Genomic DNA, 22,995 nt, shown 5'->3' with positions numbered 1-22,995 from the left:
TTCGGGGGAGGCCGATGCGCTCGCCGGGCGCACGAATGTATCCCGGCGCCAGCACGGGGGCAAAAAAGCAATCCCCGCCGGGCGTCGCCGCCTCGCGGGGATTGCGGCGCGCGGCGCGGCCGGGTCGCGCAATGCGGCCGGGCCGCGGGCGCCTACATCATGCCCAGCGCCTTGGGGAGGAAGGTCGAGATGCTCGGGATGTAGGTGATAATGAGCAGGAACACCAGCATCGTGTACAGCCAGGGCATCACCGCCTTGCTCATCTCGGTGAGGCCGGCCTTGGTCACGCCGCTGGCGACGAAGAGGTTCAGCCCTACCGGCGGCGTGATCATGCCGATCTCCATGTTGACCACGATCATCACCCCGAAGTGGATCGGGTCGATCCCCAGGGCGACCGCCACCGGGAACAGGATCGGCGCCAGGATCAGGATGATCGAGGACGGCTCCATCAGCGCCCCGGCCACCAGCAGCAGCAGGTTCACCACGATCAGGAAGCCGATCGGCCCCATGCCGCTGGCGACGATGGCGTCGGCCATGCGCTGCGGAATCTGCTCGCTGGTGAGGATGAAGGAGAACAGCACCGCGCTGGCGATGATGAACAGCAGCATCGCGCTCATGTTGGCCGAGTCGAGCAGCACGCGCGGAATCTGCCTGAAGCTCAGGTCCTTGTACACGAACACCGCGATGAAGAAGGCGTACACCGCGCTCATCGCCGCCGCCTCGGTCGGGGTGAACATGCCCGAGTAGATGCCGCCCATCACCACCACGATCAGCATCAGGCCCCAGAACGCCTTGCGGAAGTGCTTGATGCGCTCGCCCCAGCCCACGGCCGGCATGGTCGGGTAGTTGTTCTTGCGCGCCACGTACCAGGTGCACAGGCCGAGCATGAAGGCGAGCAGGATGCCCGGAATCACGCCCGCCATGAACAGCGCGCCAACCGAGGAGTTGGTCGTCACCGCGTACATCACCATCACGATCGAGGGTGGGATCAGGATCCCCAGCCCGCCGGCCGAGGCCACCACGCCGGCACCGAAGCGCACCGGGTAGCCCTGCTTGATCATCGCCGGGATCAGGATCGAGCCGATCGCCACCACCGTCGCCGGGCTCGAGCCCGACACCGCCGCGAACAGCGCGCAGGCGAGCACCGCGCTCATCCCCAGGCCGCCGCGCAAGTGCCCGACCATCGCGGTGGCGAAGTTGATCATGCGCCGCGCCACTCCGCCGTGGGTGAGGAAGTTGCCGGCGAGGATGAAGAACGGAATCGCCATGATCTCGAACTTCTCGATCCCGGTGAACATCTTCAACGCCACGGATTCGAGCGGAACGTCGGTGAAGATGAACATGAAGCTCAGCACGGTGAGGCCGAGCGCCACGCCGACCGGCATGCCGATCGCCATCAGGACGACGAGCAGGCCGAAAATTGCAAGGGTATTGGTCATGTCTGCGTCCTCGCGTCAGTTCTTTCCACCCGGGCGCTTCGGGTGGGTCTTCGCCCACTCCTCGTCGCTCATGCCGGCATGCCCGTGCTCGACGTCCTCGCCGAGCGTGATCGACTCGCCTTCGAGCAGCACGTTCGGGTCCTGCGCCTCGTCGAGCCCTTCGACGTGGCCATGGTCGTGGGTGGGCAGCTCGCCGCTGCGGGCGAAGCTCACCATCACCTGCAGGAAGCGGTAGCACATCAGGAAGGAGCCGAGCGGCACCGCCGAATACACGATCCAGGTCGGCCATTCGAGATCGGGCGTGGTCGGGCCTTCGTAGTAGTCGCCGACGTCGCGCCCGAGCAGGCTGAGCGTCTCGTAGGCCATCCCGTTCTCCCACACGAAGAGGGCGCCGAAAAGGCCGATCAGCGCGGTGAACACCACCCCGCACACCAGGCCGAGCTGGATCAGCGCGGCGCGCGGCGTGCCGGAGAGCTTGTTGATCAGGATGTCGACGCCGACGTGAATGCCGGTGCGCACGCCGTAGGCGGCGCCGAACTTCGCCATCCACACGAAGAGGATGATGCAGAACTCCTGGGCCCAGCCGACGTTCATGTCGAGCAGCCAGTCCTGCACCACGGGAATCTCATAGCCCGAAGCGTAGCGATGCACCACCGAGACGAAGATCACGATCGTCGCCACCGCCATCAGGCTGGCGATGATGATTTCCTCGAGGCGGTCGAGAAGCTTGTTCATGATTGTTTTCCCCCGAAAAAACGCCCGCCGCTCGAAAGGAGCCTGACGGGCGTGCCTGGGTCTGGATGCGGACGGATCAGAGCTTGGCCGGATCGAAGCCGGTTTCGGTGTAGATCGACTGGATCAGATCCTTGCCGATGCGCGACTCCATCTTCTTGTGCACCGGCACCAGGGCCTTCTTGAACGCCGCCTTCTCTTCCGCGGTCGGGGTGTGGACTTCGGTCTTGCCCGACGCGCGCACGGCCTCGAGCGCCTTGTCGTTCTCTTCCTTGGCGATCTGGTTGGCGTAGAGGGTCGATTCCTTCATCGCCTTGTCGAGCTGGGTGCGCACTTCGGCCGGCAGGCCGTCCCAGAACTTCTTGTTGGTGATCACCGCGTAGCCCAGGTAACCGTGGTCGGTCAGCGTCATGTGCTTCTGCACTTCATGCATTTTCTGGGTATAGAGGTTCGAATGCGGATTCTCGGTGCCATCGACGACGCCGGTCTGCAGCGCCTGATAGACCTCGGAGAAGGCCATCACCTGCGGCAGCGCCTTGAGCTCGCGCATCTGCTCTTCGAGCACCTTTGAGGACTGGATGCGCATCTTCTTGCCGCGCAGGTCTTCGGGTTTGTTGATCGGCGAGTTCGCCGAGAAGGACTTGAAGCCGTTGTCCCAGTACGCCAGGCCCTTGATGCCCTTGGGTTCGAGCTTGGCGAGCAGCTGTGCGCCGACCGCGCCCTGGGTGACCTTGTTCAGGGCTTCGTAGCCGTCGAAGATGTAGGGCAGATCGAACACTTCGAACTCGCGCACGCCGAGCGGGCCGAACTTGGCCAGCGACGGCGCCAGCAGCTGGACGGCGCCGAGCTGCAGCGCTTCCATTTCTTCCTTGTCCTTGTACAGCGTGCTATTCGGGTAGACTTCGACTTTCACCGCGCCCTGGGTGTATTGCTCGGCAAGCGCCTTGAACTTCTCGGCCGCCTTGCCCTTGGGCGTGTCCTGGGCGACAACGTGGCTGAACTTGATTACGATCGGCTCCGCAGCGACCGCAGCGGCAGACAAACCGACCGCAACCAGACCGACCAGAAGTGCGCGCATCTTCATGAGATTCTCTCCTCCGCATCAACGACATCGATGAACTTTTCCGGCCCGCGGCGCTTCCCGGGGCAGGGGCACGGCGATAAATTCGCCTGTGCCGGAGATCAGTATCGTTTGGGCTCCGCCCGGTCGCTATTGTGGAATACCGCAGCAAGGAAAATCTCCGCCGTGCCCGCGTCCATGAGCCCTCTCCCCCCTTCGGCGCCCCCACCGCCTCCCGGCCCCCGCAGCCGCTGGGTTCAGCGCCTGCCCTTCCTGAGTCTGGCCCTGTTCCTCGGCGCGATTGCCGCCCTGGTCTGGCTGACGCGCGAATACGACGCCGACGAACAGCGCACCACGCTGCTCAACGACGTGCTGTGGATGGAGCAGAACCTGCGTTTTCAGCTCGATCGCAACGAGATCCATCTGCAGCAGATCGGCACCGAGCTGTTCGCCGGCACCTCGCTCTCGCCGCAGACCGAAGCCAGCCTCGCCCATCTGCTCAACCCCGAGCGCGGACTGGTGCAGATCCTGTGGCTGGCGCCCGACGGCCGCATCGCCGGCGCCCTGCCGCCACGCCCGGCGGAGGCCGCGGGCGGCAACCGCGTGCCGACCCCGGCCACGTTCGAGCTGGCGCGCAGCGTCGGCCGCCCGGTGTATGGCCCGGCCTACCCCGCGAACGGCAACGCCCACCACTTCGAAGTTCACGTCCCGCTGTGGTCGAACGAATCCCTGCTCGGCGTCGTGGTGGGCGTGTATTCGCTGTCGGACCTGGTCGTGCGCGAGCTGCCATGGTGGTTCTCGGAGCGCTACCGGGTCGCGGTGCTCGACTCCGACGGCCGGGAAATCGCCGCCAAATCCAAGGTCGCGCCCCTTTCTCCCCGGCTCGCCTACTCGATGCCGTTCGACCCGCCGGGGCACGGCCTGACCCTGCAGATCACCGCCTACAAGTCCGAAACGCGCTGGATTCCGCTCCTGCTGGGCGCCTCGATCGTGCTCCTGGGCGGCATCATCGTCTGGAGCGTGGCCCAGCTGCGCCGCCAGCTCGCCCGCCGGCAGCAGGCCGAAACCGCGCTGCGCACCGAGTCCGCGTTCCGCAAGGCGATGGAGGATTCGATGCGTACCGGGATGCGCGCCCGCGACCTCGACGGCCGGCTGACCTACGTCAACTCGGCGTTCTGCCGCATGACCGGCTTCGCTGCGGAGGAACTGATCGGGCTGAAACCGCCGATGCCCTACTGGGACCCGGAGCGGCTCGAGCAGACCTTCGAGGTGCACCGCGAAATCATGTCCGGCGAAAGCTCCGTCGAAGGCACCGAAGTCCGCCTGCGGCGCAAGAACGGCGAAGCACTCGACGTGCTGGTGTTCGAAGCGCCGCTGATCGACGCCCACGGCCGCCACGCCGGCTGGATGGGTTCGGTGCTCGACATCACCGAGCAGAAGCGCGCGCGCGAGCAGGCCCGCCAGCAGGAAGAGCGCCTGCAGCAGAGCGCGCGCCTGATCACGATGGGAGAGATGGCCTCCACCCTCGCCCACGAGCTCAACCAGCCGCTGGCGGCGATCGCCAGCTACAACTCGGGCTGCATCAACCGCCTGCACGGTGGTGACGTCGACCCCGCCGAACTGCTCGACATCCACCAGCGCATCGCCCGCCAGGCCCGGCGCGCGGGCGAGATCATCCGCCGGGTGCACGATTTCGTGCGCCGCGCCGAGCCTCGACGCGAAGTGCTCGACCTCAACGCGGTGATCCGCGACGCGGTCGGCCTGATCGAGGCCGATGCGCGCAAACGCCGGGTGGCGATCCGCACCGATCTCGCTTCCGCCCTGCCTCCGGTGGCGATCGACGCGGTGATGATCGAGCAGATCGTGGTCAACCTGGTGCGCAACGCGATGGACTCGATGCGCGACACCCTAGCCGAGCGCCGCCGCGTGGACATCGCCTCCGCGCTCGACGATCGCTTCGTCACCGTCACCGTGGCCGACCGCGGCAGCGGCATCGCCGAGGAGATCGCCGCCCGCCTGTTCGAGCCGTTTTTCACCACCAAGCCCGAAGGCATGGGCATGGGACTGAACATCTGCCGCTCGATCGCCGAACTGCACCACGGCCGCCTGGGCTTCGCAGCCCGCCCCGATGGCGGTACCCTTTTCACCCTGTCGCTTCCCGTTGGCCTCGACTCCGCATGACCTCCGCCTGCACCCACATCATCGACGACGACGACGCCATCCGCGACGCCCTCCAGTGGCTGTTCAAGACCCGCGGTGTCGCCTGCCGCGCCTGGCCCGGCGGCGAAGCTTTCGTCGACGCCTGGCGGCCCGACTGGCGCGGCTGCATCGTGCTCGACATCCGCATGGCGGGAATGAGCGGGCTGGAATGCTTCGACACCCTGCTCGCGCGCGGCTGCACCCTGCCGGTGATTTTCATCACCGGTCACGGCGACGTGCCGATGGCGGTGGCGGCGCTGAAAAAAGGCGCGTTCCACTTCATCGAGAAGCCGTTCAACGACCACGACCTCGTCGATCTGGTCGAGAAGGCGCTCGCCACCGACGCCGAGCGTCAGCGCGCCGCCGCCGGCCGCGAAACGATCGAAGCCCGGCTGGCGACGCTGACCGGTCGCGAGCGCGAAGTCATGAACCTGATCCTGGAAGGCAAGTACAACAAGGTCATCGCCGACGAGCTGTCGATCTCGATGCGCACGGTCGAAGCCCACCGCTCGCGCATCTTCGACAAGATGGCCGTGCGTTCGGCAGTCGAGCTGGCACAGCAGCTGACCCTGCTGCGCGGCTGAAGCGCCCCCACCCTCACTGCGTGTTCGCGGCCTCCCGAGGGGGCAAGAAAACTTGGGGCGGCCCTGCGTTTCCTTCAGGCAAGGCGCTCCGGACTCAGCCCGCCCCGCGGACCGGATCGGCGCCGGCGGCGTGCCAGCGCGGCATCACGCCCGCCTCGCCGGCTGCACAGGCGAACTCCGCCGCCACCCCGATCCCCGCCACCCAGGCCGGTTCGCCATCCACCCACAGCACCGGCAGACGCGCGCGCAGCCACACCGGAATCGCCGCCTCCTGGCACAGGTTCTTGAAACTGCGCCGCGGGCGGCGCCAATCGAGGCGCAGCTTCATCCCCTGGCGTCGCGCCCCCAGCCTCACCGTGCCCGCGCCGGACAGGCGCACACGACTCAGCCCGGCCCCCACCGCCGGCTCGAACACGACTTCCCCCGCGCCCCACGGCAATGCGGCTTCCCCCAGCCAGTCCCGCGCTGCGGGCGCAGCACCCGGTTCATCTGCTTCGAGCCACAGTGCATCGCGGTAGGCGCAGCACGCCCAGGCCCCGAGCACCAGGCGCAGCGGCATGTCCACGCTCGCCGCACGGAGCTGGCGCACCGCCTCGACCAGGCGCCCGCGCCCCGGCGCCCGTGCCCCGCCGCGGCGCAGCTGCCAGCGCAACAGGTTGCCCAGCCGCGCCTCGCCGAGCGCCAGCGCAGCCGAACGGCGCAAGGTGCGACCGCCGCAGGCAGCGGCGTCGAGCGCAGCCAGTTCGTCGAGCAGGGCATCGGCTTCGCGAAAATTTTCCGCGGCGCGCGCCAGCGCAGGCACGGCGGCCGGGAAGATGCGTTCGGCGACCGGCAGCAGCTGGTGGCGCAGGGCATTGCGCGTGTAGCGGAGGTCGGCATTGCTCTCGTCCTCCTCCCAGAGGAGGGCGGCCGCACGTGCCCAGGCGAGGATCTGCGCCCGGCGCACCCCGAGCAGCGGGCGCAGGCGTCCCGGCCGCGCAGCCGGCCGGCTGCGATCGAACGCCGCCATCGCCGCCGCGCCATGCACGCCGGCGCCGCGCAGCAGGCGAAACAGCACGGTTTCGGCCTGGTCGTCCTGATGGTGACCGAACACCAGCCAGTCGCAATCGACCCTGTCGAGGGCCGCATGGCGGGCTTCGCGCGCCGCCGCCTCGAGGCCGCCGGGATGGTCCCGCGCCACGGTCACGCGCAACAGCTGGAAAGGAACTCCGGCCTGCGTGCAGCGCCGGGCGCAGGCCGCCGCCCAGGCGTCGGCATTCGGGCTGAGGCCGTGATGGACGTGCGCGGCCGACAGCGCGTAGCCGAAATCCGCGCGCAGGGTGCACAGCAAGGAGAACAAGGACACCGAGTCCACCCCGCCCGAGAGCGCACAGCACAGACGGCTGTGCGCCCCGACGCCGGCGGCGGCGAGCACGCGACCGACTGCGGCGCGCAGTTCATCGTCCCCGACCATGCTTCTGGTGCCCGGCCGCGATGCCGCGGAACACCGCCGCCTGAGCGGCGGCAGCGCCGCTCAGGCGGCCTTTTCCTTGTAGCGCCCGTAGCTCATCAGCTTGTCGTAGCGCTGGGCGACAAGCTCCGAAGGGGTCAGCGCTTCGAGTTCGCGCAGCGCGTCGGTCAGCGCGCGCTTGAGCGCGACCGCCATCGCGCGGTGGTCGCGGTGGGCACCGCCGACCGGCTCGGTGACGACCTTGTCGATCAGGCCCAGCGACTTCAGCCGCGCCGCGGTGATGCCCATGGTATCGGCCGCATCGGCGGCCTTCTCCGCGCTCTTCCACAGGATGGAGGCGCAGCCTTCGGGCGAGATCACCGAGTAGGTCGAGTACTGCAGCATCAACACCTGGTCGGCGACCGCGATCGCCAGCGCTCCGCCCGAGCCGCCCTCGCCGATGATGGTGCTGACGATCGGAATCTTGAGCTCGGCCATCAGGTAGAGGCTGTGGCCGATCGCCTCGGACTGGCCGCGCTCCTCGGCGCCGATGCCCGGATAGGCGCCCGGGGTGTCGACGAAGGTGAATACCGGCAGACCGAACTTCTCGGCGAGCTTCATCAGCCGCATCGCCTTGCGGTAGCCCTCGGGGCGCGGCATGCCGAAGTTGCGCGCGATCTTCTCCTTCGTGTCGCGCCCCTTCTGGTGGCCGATCACCACGCAGCTCTGGCCGTTGAAGCGCGCCAGACCGCCGACGATCGCCTTGTCGTCGGCATAGGCGCGATCGCCGTGCAGTTCCTGGAAATCGGTGAAGATCAGCTCGGCATAGTCGAGCGTATAGGGGCGCTGCGGGTGGCGTGCCACCTGAGCGATCTGCCACGGCGTGAGCTTGGCGTAGAGTTCCTTGGTCAGCGACTGGCTCTTGGCCTCCAGGCGCGCGATCTCCTCGGAGATGTCGACCGCCGGGTCGTCCTGCACGAACCGCAGTTGGTCGATCTTCGCCTCAAGTTCGGCGATCGCCGTTTCAAAATCCAGAAAGGTGGTCTTCATCCAGCCGTTCCCAGTCAAAAATGTGCGCCATTGTAACGCCAGGCGGACGGCGGCGTAGCCTGTCCACGCTGCACTGCCACACGCGGCACTTCGCCAGACGACGCGGGGCGACCGCCCTCTGGCGATCGCCCCGCTCATCCCGCAGCGCGCCGGCAGGGGCGCAGCGGATCAGTCGTTGCTGGCGAAGCCGAGCAGGTGCAGCAGGCTGGTGAAGAGGTTGAAGATCGACACGAACAAGGTCACCGTGGCCATCACGTAGTTGGTTTCGCCGCCGTGGATGATGTTGCTCGTTTCATACAGGATCAGGCCCGACATCAGCAGCACGAAGGCGGCCGATACGGTCAGCGACAGCGCCGGGATCGAGAAGAACACCGCGCCCAGGCCGGCCAGGAAGGCCACCAGGATGCCGACCATCAGGAACCCGCCCATGAAGGAAAAATCCTTCCTGGTGGTCACCGCGTAGGCCGACAGTCCGAGGAAGATCGCCGCCGTGCCGGCCATCGCCTGCATCACGATGCTGCCGCCGTTGGGCAGCGACAGGTAGGCGGAGATGATCGGGCCGAGCGTGAAGCCCATGAAGCCGGTGAGCGCGAACACGAACACAATGCCCAGCCCGCTGTTGCGGAACTTGGTGGTCAGGAACAGCAGGCCGAAGTAGCCCACCAGGGTCAGGATCAGACCCGGGTGGGGCAGGCCCATCGCCACCGACAGCCCGGCGGTGAGCGCCGAGAAGGCCAGCGTCAGCGAGAGCAGCAGGTAGGTGTTGCGGATGACCTTGTTGGTCGATAGCACCGAAGCTTCGGCGCGGCGCATTGTCGTGATGCGGTTTTCCATGGCGGATCTTCCTCCGGAAGGATGAATGGTTTTGAGGGGAGGCAAGCCGGTCTTCAGGCCGGCAGCGCCGCAACCGGGGCGGACGCTCCGCGGCCCGGCTTTTGCTGACGGCGCAGGCGCTGGGCCAGAACCCGTGACACCCGCTCCGCGGCGGCGTCGACCGCGGCGCGCACATCGAGCTGCTTGATCGCGAACACCACGTCCGGCAGGTTGCGCAGCCGCAGTTGTACCACGCAACGCTTGTCCGCACCGTCGCCATCGGCCACCTTCACCCGCGCCCACTGGATGTGGTCGCGGAAGCGCCCGATCGCGCCGCGCATCCGCCGGCTCACATAGTCATGCAGGCCGGGCGTCGCCTTCACACCGTCACACTGCAGGTCGATACGCATCTCGAGTCTCCTGTTGTTGTCGCGCAATCACGGTCGGGTCCAGCGCCTCGACGCATGTTAAAACTCAGACCATTCGATAAAATCTCGGTTCAACAGAATATCGATCCGGTTTTATCGAAACATCCAGAAGCCACTTCCCGCTCCCCCGCTCGATCGAGGTCAGGCCATGCTGAACTACAAGCAGCTCCACCATTTCTGGATCGTCGCCCGCGCCGGTGGGATCGTGCGCGCGGCGGAACGTTCCGGGCTCGCCCCCCAGACGCTTTCGGGGCAGATCACCACGCTCGAGACCGCACTCGGGGTCAATCTGTTCAAACGCCAGGGCCGCGGCCTGGCACTGACCGAAACCGGGCGCATGGTGCTCGACTACGCCGAAGAGATCTTCCGTCTCGGAACCGAACTGGAAGAAGCCCTGCGCAGCCGGGCCACCGGGCGTGCCGTGCCGTTTCGCGTCGGCGTCGCCGACGTGGTGCCGAAAGCGATCGCCTGGCTGCTGCTGGCGCCTTCGATGGATCTCCCGGAGCCGATGCGCATCGTCTGCCGGGAAGGCAAGTTCGACACCCTGCTCGGCGAACTCGCGATCCACAAGCTCGACGTCGTCCTGGCCGACCGTCCCCTGCCGCAGAACATGGACGTGCGCGGCTACAGCCACGCCCTCGGCGAATCGACGATCGCCTTTTTCGCCACGCCGGCGCTGGCGGCGACGCTGAAAAAGGGCTTTCCAGAATGCCTGGACGGTGCCCCGCTGCTGCTGCCCGGTGCCGAAGCCAGCGTCCGCGGCCCGCTCCTGCGCTGGATCGAAGCTGCCCACCTGCATCCGCGCATCGTCGGCGAGTTCGACGACAGCGCCCTGATGCGCGCCTTCGCCGAGGCCGGGGCGGGCGTTTTCCCGAGCGCGGCGCGGGTCGGCGAGCAGTTGTGCCGGCAGGCGGGTCTGGTGCATCTGGGGGACGCCGGCGGCGTCATCGAAACCTACTACGCGATCTCGGTCGAACGCAGGCTGACCCACCCGGCGGTACGCGCGATCAGCGACGCGGCGACGGCACCGGCGCAGCGGGGGCAAGCGGAGGCGATTTGATTTTCAGCGGCAGGCGATCCAGAATCGCGGGCCCGACGCTGGCGCGTGCTGGAAAACCAGGGCGGGAATGCAGGAATACGGAGCGGTGGCGTGCTGCGTGTGCTCCGGCGCGCACGCGAAGCCCCTGGTGCCGGGAAAGGGACTCGAACCCTTACACCTTGCGGCGGCGGATTTTGAATCCGCTGCGTCTACCGATTCCGCCATCCCGGCAGGGGAGGCGCATTATCTCCGAACAAGCGCCGCTGCAGCAAGCGCGAGAGAAGGATCTCTTGCCCACCCACCGAGCCGAGGGCTCGCCCTTTCATTCTCACGTTCACCGCAATGTCCCTGACCCTCGACGATTTCGACTACCTGCTGCCGCCCGAGCTGATCGCCCAGGCGCCGCTGCCCGAGCGCAGCGCCAGCCGCCTGCTGGTCGTCACCCCCGCCCCCGGCGCCGAGCCGCTGCTTGCCGACGCGAGCATCGCCGATCTGCCCGCGCTGGTACGCCCCGGCGACCTCCTCGTGTTCAACGACACCCGCGTCATCCATGCCCGCCTGCACGGCGTCAAGGACAGCGGCGGCCAGGTCGAAGTCCTGATCGAGCGCGCGATCGGCCCGCACGAGGCGCTCGCCCAGGTGCGCGCGAGCAAGTCGCCGAAGACCGGCAGCCGGCTGCGCCTGGCCGAAGCGTTCGACGTCGAAGTGCTCGGCCGCGTCGGCGAGTTCTACCACCTGCGCTTTCCCGCCGGCGAAAATCTGTTCACCCTCCTCGAACGCCACGGCAAGCTGCCGCTGCCGCCCTACATCCAGCGCGCCGCCGGGGATGCCGACGAAAGCCGCTACCAGACGGTGTTCGCGCGCGATCCCGGCTCGGTCGCCGCGCCCACCGCCGGCCTGCACTTCGACGAGGCCCTCCTCTCCCGCCTGGCCGAGCGCGGCGCGAACTGCGCCTGGCTGACCCTGCACGTCGGCGCCGGCACGTTCCAGCCGGTGCGGGTGGATGACCTCAGCGAACACCGCATGCACCGCGAACGCTACGTCATCCCGCAGGAAACCGTGGACGCGATCGCCGCCACCCGCGCCGCCGGCGGACGTGTGATCGCGGTCGGCACCACCAGCATGCGCGCGCTCGAAGCCGCCGCCCAGGACGGCGCACTGGAAGCGGGCAGCAGCGAGACCGAAATCTTCATCCTCCCCGGCTTCCGCTTCCAGGTCGTCGATGCGCTGATCACCAACTTCCACCTGCCCAGATCCACCTTGCTGATGCTGGTGTCGGCCTTCGCCGGCATGGACGCCATCCGCCGCGCCTACGCCCACGCCATCGCCCGCCGCTACCGCTTCTTCAGCTACGGCGACGCGATGTTCCTGACCCGCAAGAACGAAACCGAAGACGATGCACTTTGAACTCCTCGCCACCGACCGCGGCGCCCGCCGCGGTCGCCTGACGCTCGCCCACGGCGTGGTCGAAACCCCGGTATTCATGCCGGTCGGCACCTACGGCACGGTGAAGGCGATGACGCCGGCGATGCTCGCCGACATCGGCGCGCAGATCTGCCTCGGCAACACCTTCCACCTGTGGCTGCGCCCGGGGCTGGAGATCATCGGTGCACACGGCGGCCTGCACCGCTTCATGGCCTGGGACAAGCCCATCCTCACCGACTCGGGCGGCTTCCAGGTCTTCAGTCTGGGCGCATTGCGCAAGATCAGCGAGGAAGGAGTGAAGTTCGCCAGCCCGATCGACGGCGCGAAACTGTTCCTCACGCCTGAAATTTCGATGCAGATCCAGCACGTGCTGAACTCGGACATCGTGATGATCTTCGACGAATGCACGCCCTACCCCGCCACCCGCGACGAGGCGGCGAAGTCGATGCAGCTATCGCAGCGCTGGGCGCGGCGCTCGCGCGACGAGTTTGACAAACTGAGCAACAAACCGGGCGGCAGCGCGGACGGCAAGCCGGACGCCGCCCCGGAGAAACGGAACGCCCTGTTCGGCATCGTCCAGGGCGGCATGTACGAGGATCTGCGCGACGAGTCGCAGGCTGCGCTGGAGGAGATCGGCTTCGACGGCTTCGCCATCGGCGGCCTCTCGGTGGGCGAGCCGAAGGAAGACATGGCGCGCATCCTCGCCCACACCGCGCCGCGCCTGCCGCAAGGCAAGCCGCGCTACCTGATGGGGGTGGGCACGCCCGAGGACATCGTCGCCGGAGTGGCCGCCGGCATCGATCTGTTCGACTGCGTGATGCCCACGCGCAACGCCAGGAACGGCTGGCTGTTCACCCGCTACGGCGACATCAAGATCAAGAACGCGGTGCACAAGGCCGACACCCGGCCGCTCGACCCGTCGTGCGACTGCTACACCTGCCGCCACTTCAGCCGCGCCTACCTCCACCACCTGCACCGCAGCGGCGAGATTCTCGGCAGCATGCTCAACACGGTCCACAACCTGCGCTACTACCAGACGCTCACTGCCGAACTGCGCGCGGCGATCGTCGCCGGCGAGTTCGCGCACTACGTGCAGCGCTTTCACCGCGAGCGCGCCACCGGCACCGCCTGAACCGTTCGGCGCGCGCGCCATCTCACCCATCCCGGGCACGATCCCGGCTGCTGCTATACTTCACCGCTTTTCTGCCCAACCGGAGTTTCAACGTGCTGATTTCCAATGCCTACGCCCAGGCCGCGGGCGCTGCCGACCCCAGTGGCGGCCTGATGGGCCTGCTGCCGCTGATCCTGATGTTCGTGGTGCTGTGGTTCCTGATGATCCGTCCGCAGATGAAGCGCGCGAAGGAACACAAGTCGATGGTCGAGGCGCTTGCCAAGGGCGACGAAGTCGTCACCGGCGGCGGCATCGCCGGCCGCGTCACCGAAGTCGGCGACAGCTTCGTGCACGTCGAGATCGCCGCCAGCACCGTGGTCGCCGTGCAGAAGCAGGCGGTCGCCACCGTCCTGCCCAAGGGTACGCTGAAGTCGCTGTAAGGCCTGCCGGCACACCGGCGGGCCTCCACCCGCCGGTGCGTTCCACCGCCCTGCGCCGCGCCCTCCGCACTGCGCCTTTCCGCCTCGCTCCTCCACTTTCCCGCCGACGATGAACCGCTACCCTCTCTGGAAGAACATCCTCATCGGCCTCGTGCTGCTCTGGGGCCTGATCTATACCCTGCCCAATTTCTACGGCGAAGTGCCGGCAGTGCAGGTATCGAGCGCCAAGGCCACCCTCAAGCTCGATTCGGTCGCGGTCACCGAGCGCATCGGCAACGCCCTGCGCGCCGCCGGCATCGACCACACCGGCATTTTCGCCGACCCCGGCAGCGTACGCGCGCGCTTCACCGACACCGAAACCCAGCTGCGCGCCAAGGACGTCATCGAGCAGGCGTTCAACCCCGACCCCGCCGACCCGTCCTACGTCGTCGCCCTGAACCTGCTGTCGGCTTCACCGAACTGGCTCACCTCGATCCAGGCCCTGCCCATGTACCTCGGCCTCGACCTGCGCGGCGGCGTGCATTTCCTCCTCGAAGTGGACATGCCGGGGGCACTGACCAAGCGCCTGGACGCCACCACCGGCGACCTGCGCACCCTGATGCGCGACAAGAGCGTGCGCCATGCCGGCATCAGCCGCGAAGGCAACACCGTAGTGGTCCGCTTCCGCGACCCCGCCCAGCGCGAAGCCGGCCGCCGTGCGATCCAGGACGCCACCGCCGACCTCCAGCTCGCCGAGCGCGACGATGCCGCCGACGACCTCAAGCTCATCGCCACCCTGACCCCGCAGGCGCAGCAGACGATGCGCGATTTCGCGATCAAGCAGAACATCACCACCTTGCACAACCGCATCAACGAGCTCGGCGTCGCCGAGCCGGTGATCCAGCAGCAGGGGGCCGAACGGATTGTCGTGCAGCTACCCGGCGTGCAGGACGTGGCCAAGGCGAAAGACATCCTCGGCCGCACCGCCACCCTCGAAGTGCGCATGGTCGACGACACCCCGGGCGCCATCGAGCAGGCCCTGGCCGGCAGCATCCCCTTCGGCACCGAGCTGTACACCGAGCGCGGCGGCTCGCCGCTGCTGGTCAAGAAGCAGGTCGTGCTCACCGGCGACCGCCTCACCGATGCCCAGCCCGGCTTCGACGGCCAGACCAACGAGCCCGCCGTGCATCTGACGCTCGATGCCGCCGGCGCACGCATCTTCCGCGACGTCACGCGCGAGAGCGTGGGCAAGCGCATGGCGATCCTGCTGATCGAAAAAGGCCAGGGCGAAGTCGTCACCGCGCCGGTGATCCGCAGCGAGATCGGCGGCGGCCGGGTGCAGATCTCCGGGCGCATGACCACCGCCGAAGCCAACGACGTCGCCCTGCTGCTGCGCGCCGGCTCGCTCGCCGCGCCGATGGAGATCATCGAGGAGCGCACCGTCGGCCCCAGCCTGGGCGCGGAGAACATCACCAAGGGCTTCCACTCGACGCTGTGGGGCTTTCTCGCGATCGTCGTGTTCATGTGCGCCTACTACCTGCTGTTCGGCCTGGTGTCGTCGGTCGCGCTCGCCGCCAACCTGCTGCTGCTGGTGGCGCTGCTGTCGCTGCTGCAGGCCACCCTGACCCTGCCCGGGATCGCCGCGATGGCGCTCACCCTGGGCATGGCGATCGACGCCAACGTGCTGATCAACGAGCGCATCCGCGAAGAGCTGCGCAACGGCGCCAGCCCGCAGGCAGCGATCGCCGCCGGCTACGACCGCGCCTTCGACACCATCCTCGACTCCAACATCACCACCCTGATCGCCGGCATCGCCCTGCTCGTATTCGGCTCCGGCCCGGTGCGCGGTTTCGCCGTGGTGCACTGCCTGGGCATCCTGACCTCGATGTTCAGTGCCATCCTGGTGTCGCGGATGCTGATCAACTTCATTTACGGCCGCCGCCGCAAGATCGACGGCCTGTCGATCGGCACGGTCTGGAAGCCGGCGGCCGACACCGCCGCCAAGCGCTGAGCGGACGAAACAGGGAACCGGATCATGGAATTCTTCCGCATCAAGAAAGACATCCCGTTCATGCGCCACGCGCTGGTGTTCAACGTCATCTCGTTGCTCACCTTCGTGCTCGCGGTGTTCTTCCTCAGCACCCGCGGCCTGCACCTGTCGGTGGAGTTCACCGGCGGCACCCTGGTCGAGGTCAGTTACGCCGAAGCGCCCCGGCTCGAGCCGATCCGCGAGGCGCTCGCCGCCAGCGGCTATCCCGACGCCCAGGTGCAGAACTTCGGCAGCGCCCGCGATCTGCTGATCCGCCTGCCCAACCGCGACGATCTGGACACTTCGCGGGTGTCGGAAACCGTCATGGCGACGCTGAAATCGGTGGCGGGGAGCGCACCGGAACTGCGCCGGGTCGAGTTCGTCGGCCCGCAGGTAGGCAAGGAGCTCGCCACCGACGGGGCGATGGCCCTTCTGCTGGTGATCCTGGGCATCGTGATCTATCTCGCGCTGCGCTTCGAATGGCGCTTCGCGGTGTCGGCGATCATCGCCAACCTCCACGACGTGATCATCATCCTGGGCTTTTTCGCGTTCTTCCAGTGGGAGTTCTCGCTGCCGGTGCTGGCCGCGGTGCTGGCGGTGCTGGGCTACTCGGTGAACGAATCGGTGGTGGTGTTCGATCGCGTGCGCGAGACGTTCCGCAAGAAGCGCGCCATGGACACCCCGGCCGTGCTCGATCACGCGATCACGAGCACGATCTCGCGTACCGTGATCACCCACGGCAGCACCCAGATCATGGTGCTGTCGATGCTGATCTTCGGCGGCGAGACGCTGTACTACTTCGCCCTGGCGCTGACCATCGGCATCTGCTTCGGCATCTACTCCTCAGTGCTCGTGGCCAGCCCGCTGGTGATGTGGCTGGGAGTGTCGCGCGAGCAGTTCGTGAAGCCGAAAAAGGAGAAGGAAGAGGCGGTGGTCTGAAGCCACGGTCTTCCCGATACGGCAAAGGCGCTCTTCGGGCGCCTTTTGCTTTTCTCGGGAATCACAGGCGGTAGTGTGCGCGGCCTCGATCCGACCTCGAAATCGGTGGCCTGTCGCCGCCTGCCCTCGCGGCCTTCGGCTACCCTCGGCGGAGCACGTCGCGGGGGCGGCGACGCAAACTCGGCGCTACGCGCCTCAAACATGCGTCGCCTTGTTTCCCCCGCGACGCCCTCCGCCTCGGCGCTCGTGAAGTTGGCGACAGGCCACCGACTCCGAGGTCTACCGCAGAGAGCAGCCTCAGACCGCAAACACCTGCTTCACCTTGAGCGTCTCGCCGCGTTCGATGAGGCCGATCAGGCGGTCGATGTTGGGGTGCTTGCCGGGATGGGTGCGGGCATCCTCGGTGTGCTCGGCGTACAGTTCCAGCCCCTTCCTCGCCGCCTCGGGCGAGATCGCGCCGTAGAGCTGGGCGAGGTGGTTGTACACCGCGAGCGAGCCGGCCTGGCCGGGTTTGTTCTCGATCGTGGCGACGACCGTGTCGGCGGCGTCGATCAGCTTCAGCGCGGCGAGATGCGACACGCCAGGCAAGGTTTTCAGGTTGTCGGCGAAGGCCATCGGGTTCTCCCGGATTGAAAACGCCACCCGCAGGTGGCGCGCAACGGATGCAGCCAACGGCCCGGCCGGGCCGCAGCCACGCAGTGATCAGATGCGACGGGCGAGTTCCGCCGCCTTGCCGACATAGCTCGCCGGCGTCATCGCCAGCAGGTGCTCGCGCGCCTCGGCGGGGATCGCCAGGGTGCGGATGAAGTCCTGCAGCGCCGCGCGGGTGATACCCTTGCCGCGGGTCATCGCCTTCAGCTGCTCGTAGGGGTTGGCGATGCCGTAGCGGCGCATCACCGTCTGCACCGGCTCGGCGAGCACTTCCCAGCACTCGTCGAGATCGGCGGCGAGGCGCGCCGGATCGGCCTCGAGCTTGGAGAGGCCGCGCAGGCAGCTGTCCAGCGCGAGCACCGTGTGGCCGAAACCGACGCCCATGTTGCGCAGCACGGTGGAGTCGGTGAGGTCGCGCTGCATGCGCGAGATCGGCAGCTTTTCGGAGAAGTGCCTGAGCACCGCGTTGGCGATGCCGAAGTTGCCTTCGGCGTTCTCGAAGTCGATCGGGTTGACCTTGTGCGGCATCGTCGACGAGCCGACCTCGCCTTCCTTGAGCTTCTGCTTGAAGTAGCCGAGCGAGATGTACATCCAGATGTCGCGGCAGGCGTCGATCAGCATGGTGTTGGCGCGCGCAATGGCGTCGAACAGCTCGGCCATGGCGTCGTGCGGCTCGATCTGGATGGTGTATTCGTTGAAGCGCAGCCCCAGGGATTCGATGAAGCGGCGGTTGAAGCCCTCCCAGTCGAACGCCGGCCAGGCCGACAGGTGGGCATTGTAGTTGCCCACCGCGCCGTTGAACTTGGCAGTCAGCGCCACCCCCGCGACCGCTGCGCGGGCACGCATCAGGCGCGCGGCGATGTTGGCCATCTCCTTGCCGAGCGTGGTCGGGCTGGCGGGCTGGCCGTGGGTGCGCGACAGCATCGGCAGCTCGGCGAGGGCGTGCGCCAGTTCGCGGAAGCGCGCGATCACCGCGTCGAGCGCGGGCAGCAGCACGGCGTCGCGGCCCTCGCGCAGCATCAGCGCGTGCGAGGTGTTGTTGATGTCTTCCGAAGTGCACGCGAAGTGGATGAACTCGGACACCTTCATCACTTCGGCGTTGTGGCCGAGGCGCTGCTTGAGCCAGTACTCCATGGCCTTGACGTCGTGGTTGGTGGTGGCCTCGATCGCCTTCACCGCCTCGCCATCCGCGGTCGAGAACGCATCCACGACCGCGCCCAGTTCGGCGATGGTCGCCGCCGAGAACGGCGCGATCTCGGCCAGCGCCGGCTCGGCAGCGAGCGCTTTCAGCCATTCGATTTCCACCTTCACCCGGTTGCGGATCAGGCCGTGCTCGGAAAAATGGTCGCGCAGACCCGCGACCTTGCCGTGGTAACGGCCATCGAGCGGGGACAGGGCGGTCAGCGGGGACGGGACGGCATTCGGCATGGCGGGAACTTCCGGAAAAAGCGGTTATTTTAACGCCGGCCCCCTTCGCGGCAGAAAACAAAAGACGGCGGGCGAGAGGGGGGCGGAGCTTGACGGCGCGAAACCGGGCGATCGCGCTCGACCCGCCTCAGCTCCGGTAGTCGGCGTTGATCTTGACGTAGTCGTAGGAGAAGTCGCAGGTCCACACCGTCGCCGCGGCGGCGCCGCGGCCGAGGGCGATGCGTACGGTGAGCTCGGCGTGCTGCATGATGCGCGCGCCCGCCTCCTCCACGTAGGACGCGGCGCGCCCGCCGTGTTCGGCGACCAGCACCGACTCGTCCGGATTGCCCAGCCACACGCGCAGCGCCGACACGTCGAGATCATCGATGCCGGCGTAGCCGATCGCCGCCAGGATGCGCCCGAGGTTGGGATCGGAGGCGAAAAAGGCGGTCTTCACCAGCGGCGAATGCGCCACCGCGTAGGCGACCTTGCGGCACTCGTCGCGGTCGCGGCCGCCTTCGACCGCGATCGTCATGAACTTGGTCGCGCCCTCGCCGTCGCGCACGATGGCCTGCGCGAGCGCGATCGACACCTCGACCACGGCATCGCGCAGGGCGCGGTAGTCGGCGCTGCCGGCATCGGCGATCTCGGCGTTGCCGGCAGCGCCGGTGGCGATCAGGATGAAGGAGTCGTTGGTCGAGGTGTCGCCATCGACGGTGATGCTGTTGAACGACAGCTCGGCCGCCTCCTTCACCAGCGCATCGAGCAGCGCCTGCGAGACCGCGGCGTCGCAGGCGAGAAAGCCGAGCATGGTCGCCATGTTCGGCCGGATCATGCCCGCGCCCTTGCTGATCCCGGTCAGCGTCACCGTGCGCCCGCCGATCGACACCTGCTTCGACACCGCCTTGGCGAGCGTGTCGGTGGTCATGATCGCGTGCGCGGCATCGAACCAGCCGTCGGCGCGCAAGTCGGCGACCGCCCCCGGCAGGCCGGCGACCAGGCGCTCGACCGGCAGCGGTTCGAGGATCACGCCGGTCGAGAACGGCAGCACCTGCCCGGCCTCGACCCCCATCTGCCGCGCCAGCGCGGCACAGGTCGCGCGCGCATGGGCGAGGCCGGACTCGCCCGTGCCGGCGTTGGCCACCCCGGTGTTGATCACCAGCGCGCGGACCGCGCCACCGGGCAGATGCGCCTTGCACACCTGCACCGGCGCCGCGCAGAAGCGGTTTTTCGTGAACACGCCGGCGACACGGCTGCCCGCGGCGAGCTCGATCACGGTGAGATCGCGGCGACCGGCCTTGCGGATGCCGGCCTCGGCGACGCCCAGGCGCACGCCCGCAACGGGTTTCAGGTCGGCAGGGGGCGGCGTGACGAGATTGACGGCCATGGAATCATTGCCCTTCGATGGTTGTGTTCGATTGCTGCGATGCGGCCCGGGGCGCAGGCTCCGGGCCTTCTGCGGCCCCCTCGGGCGCCGCACCTTGCGGCGGACGGATCAGCTCAGCTTGCCGTGGCAGTGCTTGTACTTCTTGCCCGAACCGCAGGGGCAGGGGTCGTTGCGCCCGACCTTGGGCGCGGCGCTGGCCGGCGGCTGCATGCCGCCCTCGGCGTTGCCCAGCGCCTCGTCGAAGTCGGCATGCCGGTACTGCACGTTCTCGACCTGCGGCGGCGCTTCGGCCGCTTCGAGCTGGGCTTCGGTGCGGATCTGCACCGTCATCAGGATCCGGGTGACGTCGGCGCGCACGGTGTCGAGCAGGGCTTCGAACAGTTCGAACGCCTCGCGCTTGTATTCCTGCTTCGGGTTCTTCTGTGCATAGCCGCGCAGGTGGATGCCCTGGCGCAGGTGGTCGAGCGCAGCGAGGTGCTCGCGCCAGTGCGAATCGAGGCTCTGCAGCATGACGTTGCGTTCGAACTGGTGCCACGCCGCCGGATCGACGATCGCCACCTTGGCGGCGTAGGCGTCCTCGCCGGCCTGGAGGATGCGTTCGAGAAGGGCATCGTCATCGAGACTGGGCTCGGCCTGGATCCATTCGCCCGCCGCCACCTTGATCTGGCAGTCGGCCAGCAGCGCCTGCTCGAGGCCGCCGATCTCCCACTGCTCCTCCACGCTGTCGGCGGGCACGTAGCGGCGGAAGAGGTCGTGCAGCACGCCCTGGCGCATCGCGCGGATGGTCTCGGAGATGTCTTCGCTCTCGAGCAGCTCGTTGCGCTGCTGGTAGATGACCTTGCGCTGGTCGTTGGCGACGTCGTCGTACTCGAGCAGCTGCTTGCGGATGTCGAAGTTGCGCTGCTCGACCTTGCGCTGCGCCGACTCCAGCGAACGGGTCACCATCGCGTGCTCGATCGCCTCGCCTTCGGGCATCTTCAGCCGCACCATGATCGCGTTCAGGCGCTCGCCGGCGAAGATCTTCATCAGCGGATCTTCCAGCGACAGGTAGAAGCGGCTGGAGCCGGGGTCGCCCTGGCGCCCGGAACGCCCGCGCAGCTGGTTGTCGATGCGGCGCGACTCATGGCGCTCGGTGCCGATGATGTGGAGGCCGCCGGCGGCGATCACCTGCTCATGCACCTTGGCCCATTCGGCACGCATCGCCGCGGCCTTGGCTTCCTGTTCTTCCGGCGACAGCGACGCGTCCTCGCGCACGAGCGAAACCGGCTTCTCGATGTTGCCGCCGAGCACGATGTCGGTGCCGCGGCCGGCCATGTTGGTGGCGATCGTGACCACCCCCGGGCGGCCGGCCTGGGCGACGATCTGCGCTTCGCTGTCGTGCTGCTTGGCGTTGAGCACCTGGTGCTCGATCTTCGCCTTCTTCAGCACCTCGGAAAGAAACTCGTTGGTCTCGATCGAGGTCGTGCCCACCAGCACCGGCTGGGCGCGCTCGACGCAGGCGCGAATGTCCTCGATCACCGCGTCCCACTTTTCCTTCGCGGTGCGATAGACCTTGTCATTCTCGTCCTTGCGCTGGGTCGGCTTGTTGGTGGGAATCACCACCGTCTCGAGGCCATAGATCGAATGGAACTCGAAAGCCTCGGTGTCGGCGGTACCGGTCATGCCGGCGAGCTTGCCGTACATGCGGAAGTAGTTCTGGAAGGTGATCGAGGCCAGGGTCTGGTTCTCGGCCTGGATGCGCACCCCTTCCTTCGCCTCGACCGCCTGGTGCAGGCCGTCCGACCAGCGCCGGCCGGGCATCAGGCGACCGGTGAATTCGTCGACGATGACGACCTCGCCGTTCTGCACCACGTAGTGCTGATCCTTGTGGTACAGCGCCTGGGCGCGCAGCGCGGCATACAGGTGGTGCACCAGCAGGATGTTGGCCGGATCGTACAGGCCGCCGCCTTCGCTCAACAGCCCCATCCGCACCAGGATCTGCTCGGCGCTCTCGTGGCCCTGCTCGGTCAGCAGCACCTGGTGTGATTTGAGGTCGACCGTGTAGTCGCCCGCCTCGGTGACCTCGTCCTTGTCGTCGAGCCCGCCTTCCTGCTTTTTCAGCAGCGGCGCGACCTGGTTCATTTTGAGGTAGAGCTCGGTGTGGTCCTCGGCCTGGCCGGAAATGATCAGCGGCGTGCGCGCCTCATCGATCAGGATCGAGTCGACCTCGTCGACGATGGCGAAGTCCAGGCTGCGCTGCACGCGCTCATCCACGGCATACACCATGTTGTCGCGCAGGTAATCGAAGCCGAATTCGTTGTTGGTCCCGTAGGTGATGTCCGCCGCATAGGCCGCCTGCTTCTCGGAATGCGACATGCGCGACAGGTTGCAGCCGGTGGTCAGGCCGAGGAAGCCGTAGATCCGCCCCATCCACTCGGCGTCGCGACTGGCGAGGTAGTCGTTCACCGTGATCACATGGACGCCCTTGCCCGACAGCGCGTTCAGATAGGCGGGCAGGGTCGCGACCAGGGTCTTGCCCTCGCCGGTGCGCATTTCGGCGATCTTGCCGTGGTGCAGCACCATGCCGCCGACGAGCTGGACGTCGAAGTGGCGCATGCCGTGCACCCGCTTGCCGGCTTCGCGCACCACCGCGAACGCTTCGGGAAGGATCGCGTCGAGCGTCTCGCCATTGGCCACGCGCTGCTTGAATTCCGCAGTCTTGCCGCGCAGCGCCTCGTCGGACAGAGCGGAAACTTCCGCCTCCAGCGCATTGATCTTGCGCACGGTCTGAAGGTACTGACGGACGAGGCGGTCGTTGCGACTACCGAAGATTTTCTTGAGCAGGCCGGAGAGCATGTTTTTAGGATCGACGTCG

General features: G+C 67.5%; 19 protein-coding genes and 1 tRNA gene. 8 read left to right on the top strand and 12 right to left on the bottom strand.

What is annotated here, in order from left to right; translation table 11 throughout:
• Nucleotides 1-152: 152 nt before the first annotated feature.
• The 3 genes from MXC99_RS13865 to MXC99_RS13855 all read right to left on the bottom strand — a co-directional run bounded on the left by MXC99_RS13865 (nt 153) and on the right by MXC99_RS13855 (nt 3,255).
• Nucleotides 153-1,439 (bottom strand): TRAP transporter large permease, encoded by a 1,287-nt coding sequence (locus tag MXC99_RS13865; protein WP_247726021.1) that lies wholly within the window; start codon nt 1,437-1,439, stop codon nt 153-155.
• Between the two features lie 15 nt (nt 1,440-1,454).
• On the bottom strand, nt 1,455-2,174 hold the full coding sequence (locus MXC99_RS13860; RefSeq protein ID WP_247726020.1) for a TRAP transporter small permease: 720 nt from the start codon (nt 2,172-2,174) through the stop codon (nt 1,455-1,457).
• A 76-nt stretch (nt 2,175-2,250) separates the two neighbouring features.
• Nucleotides 2,251-3,255, bottom strand: coding sequence for a TRAP transporter substrate-binding protein (locus MXC99_RS13855; RefSeq protein WP_247726019.1), 1,005 nt, complete (start codon nt 3,253-3,255; stop codon nt 2,251-2,253).
• Nucleotides 3,256-3,429: 174 nt separating this feature from the next.
• On the opposite strand from MXC99_RS13855, the gene MXC99_RS13850 reads away from it, so the two are divergent.
• Both MXC99_RS13850 and MXC99_RS13845 read left to right on the top strand, forming a co-directional pair.
• Nucleotides 3,430-5,412, top strand: coding sequence for a sensor histidine kinase (locus MXC99_RS13850; RefSeq protein ID WP_247726018.1), 1,983 nt, complete (start codon nt 3,430-3,432; stop codon nt 5,410-5,412).
• Nucleotides 5,409-6,014, top strand: a complete 606-nt coding sequence (locus MXC99_RS13845) for a response regulator transcription factor (RefSeq protein ID WP_247726017.1) — start codon at nt 5,409-5,411, stop codon at nt 6,012-6,014. The genes MXC99_RS13850 and MXC99_RS13845 overlap by 4 nt, the downstream gene beginning before the upstream one ends.
• A gap of 94 nt (nt 6,015-6,108) precedes the next feature.
• On the opposite strand, the gene tilS is transcribed toward MXC99_RS13845, so the two are convergent.
• The 4 genes from tilS to MXC99_RS13825 form a co-directional block, all read right to left on the bottom strand.
• Complete coding sequence (tilS, locus tag MXC99_RS13840; RefSeq protein ID WP_247726016.1) at nt 6,109-7,467, bottom strand: tRNA lysidine(34) synthetase TilS; 1,359 nt, start codon at nt 7,465-7,467, stop codon at nt 6,109-6,111.
• A 60-nt stretch (nt 7,468-7,527) separates the two neighbouring features.
• Nucleotides 7,528-8,493, bottom strand: a complete 966-nt coding sequence (locus tag MXC99_RS13835) for an acetyl-CoA carboxylase carboxyltransferase subunit alpha (protein WP_247726015.1) — start codon at nt 8,491-8,493, stop codon at nt 7,528-7,530.
• A 168-nt stretch (nt 8,494-8,661) separates the two neighbouring features.
• Nucleotides 8,662-9,327, bottom strand: coding sequence for a Bax inhibitor-1/YccA family protein (locus MXC99_RS13830; RefSeq protein ID WP_247726014.1), 666 nt, complete (start codon nt 9,325-9,327; stop codon nt 8,662-8,664).
• Between the two features lie 53 nt (nt 9,328-9,380).
• Nucleotides 9,381-9,716 (bottom strand): HPF/RaiA family ribosome-associated protein, encoded by a 336-nt coding sequence (locus MXC99_RS13825; RefSeq protein ID WP_247726013.1) that lies wholly within the window; start codon nt 9,714-9,716, stop codon nt 9,381-9,383.
• 166 nt (nt 9,717-9,882) lie between these two features.
• Here MXC99_RS13825 and nhaR point away from each other — a divergent pair, with 166 nt between their 5' ends.
• Entirely contained in the window at nt 9,883-10,794 is a 912-nt protein-coding gene (gene nhaR / locus MXC99_RS13820) for a transcriptional activator NhaR (protein ID WP_247726012.1), read from the top strand.
• A gap of 125 nt (nt 10,795-10,919) precedes the next feature.
• Here nhaR and MXC99_RS13815 read toward each other — a convergent pair.
• Nucleotides 10,920-11,004 (bottom strand) — tRNA-Leu (locus MXC99_RS13815).
• 111 nt (nt 11,005-11,115) lie between these two features.
• On the opposite strand from MXC99_RS13815, the gene queA reads away from it, so the two are divergent.
• From queA to secF, 5 genes are all read left to right on the top strand, one after another.
• The gene (queA, locus tag MXC99_RS13810; RefSeq protein WP_247726011.1) at nt 11,116-12,180 is read left to right on the top strand and encodes a tRNA preQ1(34) S-adenosylmethionine ribosyltransferase-isomerase QueA; all 1,065 of its coding nucleotides are present in this window, start codon (nt 11,116-11,118) and stop codon (nt 12,178-12,180) included.
• Entirely contained in the window at nt 12,170-13,330 is a 1,161-nt protein-coding gene (tgt, locus tag MXC99_RS13805) for a tRNA guanosine(34) transglycosylase Tgt (protein WP_247726010.1), read from the top strand. Before queA ends, tgt begins: the two co-directional genes overlap by 11 nt.
• A 92-nt stretch (nt 13,331-13,422) precedes the next feature.
• Complete coding sequence (gene yajC, locus MXC99_RS13800; protein WP_247726009.1) at nt 13,423-13,749, top strand: preprotein translocase subunit YajC; 327 nt, start codon at nt 13,423-13,425, stop codon at nt 13,747-13,749.
• A gap of 109 nt (nt 13,750-13,858) precedes the next feature.
• The gene (gene secD, locus MXC99_RS13795; RefSeq protein ID WP_247726008.1) at nt 13,859-15,739 is read left to right on the top strand and encodes a protein translocase subunit SecD; all 1,881 of its coding nucleotides are present in this window, start codon (nt 13,859-13,861) and stop codon (nt 15,737-15,739) included.
• Nucleotides 15,740-15,763: 24 nt separating this feature from the next.
• Entirely contained in the window at nt 15,764-16,696 is a 933-nt protein-coding gene (secF, locus tag MXC99_RS13790) for a protein translocase subunit SecF (RefSeq protein WP_247726007.1), read from the top strand.
• Nucleotides 16,697-16,993: 297 nt separating this feature from the next.
• On the opposite strand, the gene MXC99_RS13785 is transcribed toward secF, so the two are convergent.
• The 4 genes from MXC99_RS13785 to secA form a co-directional block, all read right to left on the bottom strand.
• Nucleotides 16,994-17,311 carry a DUF2322 family protein gene (locus tag MXC99_RS13785; RefSeq protein ID WP_247726006.1) on the bottom strand — a complete coding sequence of 106 codons (318 nt, stop codon included), beginning with the start codon at nt 17,309-17,311 and terminating at the stop codon, nt 16,994-16,996.
• A gap of 87 nt (nt 17,312-17,398) precedes the next feature.
• The gene (gene purB, locus MXC99_RS13780) at nt 17,399-18,775 is read right to left on the bottom strand and encodes an adenylosuccinate lyase (RefSeq protein ID WP_247726005.1); all 1,377 of its coding nucleotides are present in this window, start codon (nt 18,773-18,775) and stop codon (nt 17,399-17,401) included.
• Between the two features lie 127 nt (nt 18,776-18,902).
• Nucleotides 18,903-20,141, bottom strand: coding sequence for a bifunctional glutamate N-acetyltransferase/amino-acid acetyltransferase ArgJ (argJ, locus tag MXC99_RS13775; RefSeq protein ID WP_247726004.1), 1,239 nt, complete (start codon nt 20,139-20,141; stop codon nt 18,903-18,905).
• A gap of 108 nt (nt 20,142-20,249) precedes the next feature.
• Nucleotides 20,250-22,976: a preprotein translocase subunit SecA gene (gene secA, locus MXC99_RS13770; RefSeq protein ID WP_247726003.1), complete on the bottom strand. Its 2,727-nt coding sequence runs from the start codon at nt 22,974-22,976 to the stop codon at nt 20,250-20,252.
• Nucleotides 22,977-22,995: the final 19 nt, after the last annotated feature.

This window comes from Thauera aromatica (assembly GCF_023093595.1).
In the GTDB taxonomy this organism is placed as follows: domain Bacteria; phylum Pseudomonadota; class Gammaproteobacteria; order Burkholderiales; family Rhodocyclaceae; genus Thauera; species Thauera aromatica_A.
Note: the sequence above shows the minus strand (reverse complement) of the source record. Positions and strands in the feature narration are given on the sequence as shown.

Bases quoted from the DNA above. Each gene is read 5' to 3' on its own strand.
- MXC99_RS13865 (WP_247726021.1), bottom strand. From the start codon at position 1,439: ATGACCAATACCCTTGCAATTTTCGGCCTGCTCGTCGTCCTGATGGCG.
- MXC99_RS13860 (WP_247726020.1), bottom strand. From the start codon at position 2,174: ATGAACAAGCTTCTCGACCGCCTCGAGGAAATCATCATCGCCAGCCTG.
- MXC99_RS13855 (WP_247726019.1), bottom strand. From the start codon at position 3,255: ATGAAGATGCGCGCACTTCTGGTCGGTCTGGTTGCGGTCGGTTTGTCT.
- MXC99_RS13850 (WP_247726018.1), top strand. From the start codon at position 3,430: ATGAGCCCTCTCCCCCCTTCGGCGCCCCCACCGCCTCCCGGCCCCCGC.
- MXC99_RS13845 (WP_247726017.1), top strand. From the start codon at position 5,409: ATGACCTCCGCCTGCACCCACATCATCGACGACGACGACGCCATCCGC.
- tilS (WP_247726016.1), bottom strand. From the start codon at position 7,467: ATGGTCGGGGACGATGAACTGCGCGCCGCAGTCGGTCGCGTGCTCGCC.
- MXC99_RS13835 (WP_247726015.1), bottom strand. From the start codon at position 8,493: ATGAAGACCACCTTTCTGGATTTTGAAACGGCGATCGCCGAACTTGAG.
- MXC99_RS13830 (WP_247726014.1), bottom strand. From the start codon at position 9,327: ATGGAAAACCGCATCACGACAATGCGCCGCGCCGAAGCTTCGGTGCTA.
- MXC99_RS13825 (WP_247726013.1), bottom strand. From the start codon at position 9,716: ATGCGTATCGACCTGCAGTGTGACGGTGTGAAGGCGACGCCCGGCCTG.
- nhaR (WP_247726012.1), top strand. From the start codon at position 9,883: ATGCTGAACTACAAGCAGCTCCACCATTTCTGGATCGTCGCCCGCGCC.
- queA (WP_247726011.1), top strand. From the start codon at position 11,116: ATGTCCCTGACCCTCGACGATTTCGACTACCTGCTGCCGCCCGAGCTG.
- tgt (WP_247726010.1), top strand. From the start codon at position 12,170: ATGCACTTTGAACTCCTCGCCACCGACCGCGGCGCCCGCCGCGGTCGC.
- secD (WP_247726008.1), top strand. From the start codon at position 13,859: ATGAACCGCTACCCTCTCTGGAAGAACATCCTCATCGGCCTCGTGCTG.
- secF (WP_247726007.1), top strand. From the start codon at position 15,764: ATGGAATTCTTCCGCATCAAGAAAGACATCCCGTTCATGCGCCACGCG.
- MXC99_RS13785 (WP_247726006.1), bottom strand. From the start codon at position 17,311: ATGGCCTTCGCCGACAACCTGAAAACCTTGCCTGGCGTGTCGCATCTC.
- purB (WP_247726005.1), bottom strand. From the start codon at position 18,775: ATGCCGAATGCCGTCCCGTCCCCGCTGACCGCCCTGTCCCCGCTCGAT.
- argJ (WP_247726004.1), bottom strand. From the start codon at position 20,141: ATGGCCGTCAATCTCGTCACGCCGCCCCCTGCCGACCTGAAACCCGTT.
- secA (WP_247726003.1), bottom strand. From the start codon at position 22,976: ATGCTCTCCGGCCTGCTCAAGAAAATCTTCGGTAGTCGCAACGACCGC.